The organism is Microcoleus sp. B4-C1, from assembly GCF_036705285.1.
Taxonomy (GTDB): Bacteria; Cyanobacteriota; Cyanobacteriia; order Cyanobacteriales; family Microcoleaceae; genus Microcoleus.
Genome location: NZ_JAUBUC010000151.1, coordinates 1 through 7,665, shown reverse-complemented (window position 1 = coordinate 7,665; position 7,665 = coordinate 1). Strand labels below are relative to the sequence as shown.

8 protein-coding genes are annotated in these 7,665 nt (G+C 44.0%); 3 read left to right on the top strand and 5 right to left on the bottom strand.

What is annotated here, in order from left to right; translation table 11 throughout:
• Nucleotides 1–362: 362 nt before the first annotated feature.
• Together QUB26_RS30635 and QUB26_RS30630 are read right to left on the bottom strand one after the other, a co-directional pair.
• Nucleotides 363–1,817 carry a methyl-accepting chemotaxis protein gene (locus QUB26_RS30635; RefSeq protein WP_333246896.1) on the bottom strand — a complete coding sequence of 485 codons (1,455 nt, stop codon included), beginning with the start codon at nt 1,815–1,817 and terminating at the stop codon, nt 363–365.
• 18 nt (nt 1,818–1,835) lie between these two features.
• Nucleotides 1,836–1,976, bottom strand: coding sequence for a hypothetical protein (locus tag QUB26_RS30630; RefSeq protein WP_333303017.1), 141 nt, complete (start codon nt 1,974–1,976; stop codon nt 1,836–1,838).
• A 412-nt stretch (nt 1,977–2,388) separates the two neighbouring features.
• Between QUB26_RS30630 and QUB26_RS30625 the strand changes: the two genes are divergently transcribed.
• Nucleotides 2,389–3,411 (top strand): cysteine peptidase family C39 domain-containing protein, encoded by a 1,023-nt coding sequence (locus QUB26_RS30625; RefSeq protein ID WP_333246898.1) that lies wholly within the window; start codon nt 2,389–2,391, stop codon nt 3,409–3,411.
• A 118-nt stretch (nt 3,412–3,529) separates the two neighbouring features.
• On the opposite strand, the gene QUB26_RS30620 is transcribed toward QUB26_RS30625, so the two are convergent.
• The 3 genes from QUB26_RS30620 to QUB26_RS30610 all read right to left on the bottom strand — a co-directional run bounded on the left by QUB26_RS30620 (nt 3,530) and on the right by QUB26_RS30610 (nt 5,188).
• Complete coding sequence (locus QUB26_RS30620) at nt 3,530–3,814, bottom strand: type II toxin-antitoxin system YafQ family toxin (protein WP_333246900.1); 285 nt, start codon at nt 3,812–3,814, stop codon at nt 3,530–3,532.
• Nucleotides 3,811–4,041: a hypothetical protein gene (locus QUB26_RS30615; RefSeq protein WP_333246902.1), complete on the bottom strand. Its 231-nt coding sequence runs from the start codon at nt 4,039–4,041 to the stop codon at nt 3,811–3,813. Before QUB26_RS30615 ends, QUB26_RS30620 begins: the two co-directional genes overlap by 4 nt.
• Nucleotides 4,042–4,138: 97 nt before the next feature.
• Nucleotides 4,139–5,188, bottom strand: coding sequence for an isochorismatase (locus tag QUB26_RS30610; protein WP_333246903.1), 1,050 nt, complete (start codon nt 5,186–5,188; stop codon nt 4,139–4,141).
• 77 nt (nt 5,189–5,265) lie between these two features.
• On the opposite strand from QUB26_RS30610, the gene QUB26_RS30605 reads away from it, so the two are divergent.
• Together QUB26_RS30605 and QUB26_RS30600 are read left to right on the top strand one after the other, a co-directional pair.
• Entirely contained in the window at nt 5,266–5,997 is a 732-nt protein-coding gene (locus QUB26_RS30605) for a TVP38/TMEM64 family protein (protein WP_333246905.1), read from the top strand.
• Nucleotides 5,998–6,013: 16 nt separating this feature from the next.
• The gene (locus QUB26_RS30600; protein ID WP_333246907.1) at nt 6,014–7,549 is read left to right on the top strand and encodes a mercuric reductase; all 1,536 of its coding nucleotides are present in this window, start codon (nt 6,014–6,016) and stop codon (nt 7,547–7,549) included.
• Nucleotides 7,550–7,665: the final 116 nt, after the last annotated feature.

Genomic DNA, 7,665 nt, shown 5'->3' with positions numbered 1-7,665 from the left:
ATTCATCCGTCCAGAAATAAAAAACCTGTATCCGATGAAACTTGCCGAACGTATTTATCTCGCGCAAGTCAATGCTTGAATCTAAAATCTAAAATCTAAAATCTAAAATCGATTGACTTGGATGCCGCAGGTTTGACAAGCTGGGAGGGCTGCCCGATCAATTCATGACCGAAAGCATCCAGGATACAAGCCCCCAGATTCATCCGTCCAGAAATAAAAAACCTGTATCCGATGAAACTTGCCGAACGTATTTATCTCGCGCAAGTCAATGCTTGAATCTAAAATCTAAAATCTAAAATCTAAAATCGATTGACTCAATGCTATCAATTGCTAGTCTGCTAGCCCAAAACACTGAGCACCATTTAGACAATTGAATTGAGATTGTGGGCTGCATCGTTCAATTGTTGAGTGCCTACTTTGGTTTGAGTAATACCACTAGCTGTTTCTTTTGCAGATAGGTTGAGGCTGTTCATAGTATCCACTACTTGTTTAATAGCAACTGCTTGTTGTTGAGCAGTTAGAGAAATTTGTTGATTGTTCAATACCACATTGTTAACCGCATTTGCTACTTCCGAGAAAGCTGCTGCCGTTTCTTGACTGATTATGGTTCCTTCTTCTACTGTTTTAGTACCTTCCTTTGTCACCGTTACGGTGGAATTTATCGCATTCTTGATATCATCGACTAGGCGGTTAATTTTCTCGGCTGATTTCTTACTTTTATCTGCTAGTTTGCGGATTTCTGTGGCTATGACAGTAAAACCTTTGGCGTTTTCACCCGCCCGGACTGCTTCTACTGAGGCATTCAGTGCCAGCATATTTGTTTGATTTGCTAAATCTGTGACATCAGTAGAGATATTGCCAATCTGATGGGTTTGTTCGCTCAATTTCAGAATTTGTGCCGCGATCGCCCCGACATTTTCTTTCAATATTGTCATCGATTCCAGTGTTTGCTCCACTGCTAGGGTTCCCTTTTCAGTGATCTTTAAAGCTTGCCGTGCAGATTCCGCACCAGCTTGGGCTTGCTGGGCTGATTGTTGGGAAGCAGTGCCCAACTCATCCATTGTGATTGTAGTTTGATTTACAGAGCTCGATTGCTGGGCGGCTGTGCGTTCCTGCTGTTCAACTGTGGCAGCAATCTCTGTGGAAGAACTAACAATCATATTGACTGACTGATTCATGCTCTTTGCAATGCCTGAAGCAATCCACAAAGCGAGCACAATTGCCGTAAGTGCAGCTAAAGCAGTGCTTAAAATCACCACTGTAGTCAGGAACTGCAAAGCTTGAATTTGCTCTTTTTCTTGATCAATTAAAATCCCTTCCTCGGTGCTTTGAAACTCCTTAGCTATAGCATCAACCTGACGAAGCTTTGGTACAATTTGTGTGTTCCATAAGTTAACTCCATCGTCTCGCTTACCTTGCTCAACCAAAGAAAAGGCTTGTTTATAGATTTTGTCTATCTGATTTTTTAAGACCTTCATTTCATCTAGCCGCTGGCGCTGTTGCGGGTTTTGTGCCCGATTAAGTAAATCCTGATAGGATTTGTCAAAGCTGTTTGCCTCTTCATTGTATTCAGTTAAGAAAGCACTATTTTTGGCCAAAAAATACCCCCGAGCAGCTTTTTGCATACCTGCAAATCCTAGCTGTTGAGTTTTTAAATCTATAACAACAGCATTAGAATTATTTAGAATTTTGGCTTTTTGTTCTACTTCTTTAGCATTAAAGAAAACCAAAGTAGCGGCTCCAACTGACAGCAAAATCGGTAGGGAATATCCCCACAGAATACGCTCTCTTAATTTGGTGGCTTTGAAGTTAATCATCTTAATTTTTTCCTCTCTTTAAAAAACAAACAAATTCATCTCCTTCAAAACAATGGGAACTGCATATCCGAGTCGCCTCCGGTTTCTCAGCTTTAAGTTGGCAAACATGGCAATATCTCCTGTTGGGTTAGGTAGCTGAATTATCTGATTCTCAACCATTGACTCAGACTCATCAAGAAAAACCTGAAAAAACTTAATAGCGAGCAAGCTATGCAGGTCAAAGCCTTTAGGATTAAGGGTTGTTTTGCCTGCTTCGATTTTGGATAAATCCTGTTTATTCGATTGTAGCGGGAAATTCAGGAACCAAACCCAAACATCGTCAATCGATTTTAGATTTTAGATTTTAGATTTTCGATTGACTTGCGCGAGATAAATGCGGGGGCTTGAGGATTTTCGATTTTGGATTGATTCCACGGATAAATCACGTGGCGGGTACCACCTTTGAAATTCGTGGTCAAATTCTCTCCCCCACTGTTTCTCTTTCCCAGTGTTCCTCTCTCCCACTATTGATTGGGGTTCAAGTCGATCGCATAAATGTTACAACCTAGTTAAGCAACACAATTTTGAGTTCATGGAAATAGTAGTGACGCTGGTGCTGGGTTCGGTGCTGTTTGTCTGGGGAATGCGGTTCGGGCGGGTGTTAGTTCGATCGGGAGTGACGGCTAACGACTTGTTTAAGGGCAGAAATTCGATCGCCCTGCTGTTTTTGGGTTTTTATATTGCCTTGCTGCTACTGGCTCTAAATCTGCCTCAAATGCCAGCTTTGCCGATCGAGTGGCGCTTTCACGGAATGCGAGTTACTTGGACTTTACTCAGAGTGATGTTGATGGGAGTCTGCGGTATTGGCTTTAGTGTAAGCTGGTTGACGGCGCGATCGCAAGTAATCGCAGTCATCCTAATTGGCTTGTTGGGATTGGGAGGATTTACAGGCGCTGAAAACTATTTTCTGGCGCCCATTTACGCTGATTTAATAGATAATTTGCAGCCAAACGGTGTATTTCGGCAAACATCTAACAGCAGTTGCGCCCCCGCCGCCCTAGCAACAGTGTTAAGGCGTTGGGGAATCGAGGCGACGGAATCGAGTGTAGCGCGTTTTGCACGGACGAGTCGCTTGGGAACTTCGATGCCACAAATAATTGTAGCAGCAAGAGCTTTGGGCGTAAATGCGATCGAACTAACGCCAACTTGGGAGCAAATTCAGCAAATTAATCGCCCCGGAGTGCTAGCAGTTTGGCTATTTGACGGCCCTCGGAAGCTACCGCACGCGGTGGCTTTGCTGGGAATGAATGACAGTGTAGCTGCCATTGGAGACCCGGCGCGGGGCAGGATTTTCTTTTTAGATAGGGCAACTTTTGCCCAGGTTTGGCGCGATCAATACGTGCCGATTTTCCGGTCTGCGGATATCTTGTTAAGCAATCAGCAAGCTATTGACTATTTGAGTAAATTAGGATATAATTCTGGTAATTTGCAAGCAGATATTGAGCGCTTTCAAACAGATAAAAATTTAAAAATCAGCGGCAGCTTAGATCGGATGACTGAGTTAATGCTGAGCGGCAGTTTTTTGGAAGGAGTACCCCGATTGGATGGGAAATAAGTATTAGAAATCAGGAAATGTAGCGGCGGGTTTAACCAACCATAACCGCCTAAAATTGATCGTCTCAAAAACCCGCCCCCACCCCACGGACAAGTAAGTATTAGAAACGGATTTTGTGCTAATAAACTTCATCATGCGTCCCGATATCTAGCAGAACAATGACCTCACAGTTAGTTTCGGTATCCTGTTCGATAGAGAAGACAACACGACAATCATAGCCACAAGAACAAGACTGAAGACCGTCAAGTTGGCCGCTGAGTTTGTGGGTACCCAAGGCAGGCAAAAATACGTCTGCTTCCATTTGTTGAAGAGTATCTTCAATGCGCTGCTGGAGGTCAGCATTTCGCCTCACAAACTTTCGGAATGCCCGTTTGAATTTAGGGGTTAAAATCAGCCGTCTCATGATTCTGACTCGTCGTGCAAAGACTGGCGCAAAGTCGCAACGACATCCTCGGCTGATTGCTGTCGAAATTGGCCTGCACGGAAATCAGCCAAGGTTTGTTGGGCATCCGCAGCTATTTCTGCACGGCGATTTTCGCGGTGACGGTTTTGTAGAATTTTAATCAACATTTCCTGCTGTTCGTAGGTGAGCTTCAAAGCAGTTTCGAGGACGTGATCGAGGGTATTCATAAAGTTAAGCGATTAGTTCTAATAGCCAGTTGCTAAGTTATCTCTATTCTACCTCACCAACAAGCTAACTATGCTCATTTTAGCTTTCCTCTAAACACTATCTGTCTAAATAAATATCGGGCCAACTCTCCATTAACTGAGTAGACTTAACCACATTCATTCCCGCCGCCGCAAATTTTTGATAAGCTGCATCTGCTTGTTCCGTAAAATCAACAACACCCGGAACAACCACAGGCGAAGTGCAATCTTCCAGCAAATAAACCTTCTTTGCCAAATTCGGATCTCGCGCCAAAATTTCCGTTAACAAATCATCAACTGTCCAAGCAACGCAGTGACTTTTGGCTTGTCCGGCAATAATTACCGCATCAAAATCGAGCAATTTCTCAATAAACTTAGCATTCTTTTCCGCAATCGGATTGCCGTCGAATCCATCTAAAACTTCAGGCCGCAAAACCGAATAGTTTTCAGTCAGTGGATTCCCGCCTTTGATCTCAAAAACTGCTTGGCTGTTGCGGGCTATAGTATGAAAAAATACAGCTTCTTCCACCGCAGAAACCAGGGCGTGTCCGATGCCACCTAACATTGAGTGATAGGGCCAAATTGTCAGGGGATATTTCCCATCGGCGCTGAGTTTTTTGACGTAGTGGCAAGCCTGTTTTTCCAGTGCTGAAAAATTGCCCCCCCTGATGCTATTGGCGACGGCTGGATTGACTTTCCAAATGCCTTTTTCGACTTCTTCGAGTGTAATAGAAGTTGCGGCTGGTAGGGGGTGTTCGCCAGCTTCGTTTATCCAAAAAATTGGATGAAAAATTTGCATGGCGGTGTGGGTATCCATTGTCGGCGCAATGGTTGTAATTGCGTTTAAATTGCGGTAAATAAATTCGCACAGTCGCAGGTTGTCATCAACTGCGCCGCTACCGGAACGCCCGCCCACAAATAATTCAAATTCGGGCAAACAAAAGGTATTTTGGGCATCGATTATCAGCAAACAAATGCTGTTTGTGTCGCTGGATGCTGGCTGAATGTTGTGCTGCTTTGCCCAATCTTTCGCTTGGGCGGCGCGTTCTTGGTAGGGTACTCGCCAGACTTCGCCTAATTTTTCGGGGTCAAAATGTTCGGGGATTGGAAGTTGGGCTTTTGGTGTCATGACGATCGCTTGTAGGGTAGTTTACAGTAATAATTTAAGTTTGGAGTATAATGCTGATAAATATTTGCGGGTGAATCATGGCAAAAGCACGAATCCAAGATTATGCTAGGGTAAAACTTAAACGCATCGTGTTGTTTTTTGCGATCGCACTTTTGCTCGCTCTCTTAATTGTAGCAACTCGCTCTGCCTACGTTCAAGATGTTTTGAGAACTCTGTTAATGCGGATCGAGGATTTAGGGTGGTGGGGGCCAGTGGCTTTTGTAGCTACTTATAACTTGGCTACTGTGCTGTTTGTACCGGGTTCGGTACTGACGCTGGGAGGGGGAGCGATTTTTGGTTTGTGGTGGGGTTCGGTTTACGTCTTTGTGGCGTCCATTTTAGGTGCTGTATTTGCTTTTGCGATCGGGCGCTATTTGTGTCGCGATCGCGTGGTAAAATATATGGAATCTCACCCCAAGTTTAATGCTCTCGATCGCGCCGTTTCCCAACAAGGATTAAAAATAGTTTTTTTGACTCGTCTTTGTCCTTTATTTCCTTTCAATTTATTGAATTACGCTCTGGGAATCACTCAAGTTTCTTTGAAAGATTACGTGCTGGGTTCCTTTGGCATGATACCGGGTACAATTATGTACGTTTACTCCGGTTCTTTGGTGGGAGAGGTTGCTGCGATAGGCACGCAAACTGTGTATGCAAATCCTCAAGATTCCGCCGTAAAATGGTTGATTAATATTATCAGTTTTCTCGCTACTGTCGCTGTTACTGTCTTTATCACTCGGATAGCCAGCAAAGCTTTAGAAAAAAGTATTTAATTAGGAGAATTTGCCAATGTCACAATCAAAAGTCGATCGCGTAACTGTCCCCCCGATGGACGAACACAACCAGAAATTAGTCTCCTATTTGCATCCGCCCGATTGGGTAAATCCGCAGCCGGCTAGTTCTTATAATTTAGTAGTAATTGGCGCGGGACCCGCCGGATTAATTGTGGCTGCAGGTGCCGCAGGTTTGGGCGCGAAAGTTGCTTTGATTGAAAAACATTTGATGGGCGGCGACTGTTTGAATGTCGGTTGTGTGCCGTCAAAAGCTTTAATTCGCTCGTCCCGCACTGTTGGCGATATCTGGGAAGCAAATAAATTTGGTGTTAATGTTTCTGACAGTGTAGAAGTGGATTTTGCCGCTGTGATGGAACGGCTGCGCCGCATCAGGGCGGGAATCAGCGATGTTGATTCTGTTCAACGCTACCAAGATAAATTAGGAGTTGATGTTTTTTTAGGTTCGGGTCGTTTTACTAGCAATAATACAGTAGAAGTTGCAGGTCAAACTCTCCGCTTTAAAAAAGCAGTAATTGCCACAGGTGCAAGGGCGCGACAAACGCAAATTCCCGGTTTACAAGAAGCTGGATATCTGACAAATGAAACTGTTTTTAACCTGACCGAAAAACCGCAACGTTTGGCAGTAATTGGCGCCGGGCCGATCGGCTGCGAATTGGCTCAAGCCTTTCGGCGACTGGGTTCGGAAGTCGTGTTGTTGCACAAAAATGCTCAGATTTTAGACAAGGAAGATGCGGATGCTGCTAAAATCGTGCAGGAGGCTTTTGTAAAGGAAAAAATTCAGCTAATACTTGAATCCCAAATAGAGCGCGTTGAGAAAACAAATGCAGGCAAAGTAATTTATTATAAATCTCAAGGTAAGGAAGCATCGGTAACAGTAGATGAAATTATTGTGAGTACAGGGCGATCGCCCAACGTCGAAGGATTGAATCTGGAGGCGATCGGCGTAGAATACGATACACAAACAGGCGTATTTGTCAACGACAATTTGCAAACTACTAATCCCCGCATTTATGCCGCAGGCGATATTTGCATGAAACATAAATTCACTCACGCTGCTGATTTTGCCGCGAGAATAGTAATTCAAAACACTCTATTTTTCGGGCGCAAAAAGCTCAGCGCTTTGACGATACCTTGGTGTACTTACACACACCCGGAAATTGCTCGCGTCGGAATTGGGGAACACGAGGCTAAGGAAAAAGGCATTGATATCGATACATTTTTAATTCCTTTCAATCAAGTCGATCGGGCAATTATTGACGGCGAAGAGGAAGGATTTGTGAAAATTCACGTCAAAAAAGGTAGCGATAAAATATTAGGTGCAACTATTGTAGCGCGACACGCTGGGGATATGATCAGCGAGATTACTTTGGCAATGGTTAACAATATTGGTTTGGGAAAGATTGCTAGCACAATTCACCCGTATCCGACACAAGCTGATGCAATTCGGAAAGCCGGAGATGCTTACAATCGCACTCGTTTGACGCCGTTTGTGAAAAATTTGTTTAATCGCTGGCTGGCTTGGACGCGGTAGTTTGAAATGTATTGAATCAACACCAGGTACAATTGAACCGTAGATACTGTCTTGACCTGTCAAGGGGTAGCAGTCAAATAATTGGGGTCGAAAGGCTTTTGGGATTTTAAAATCCC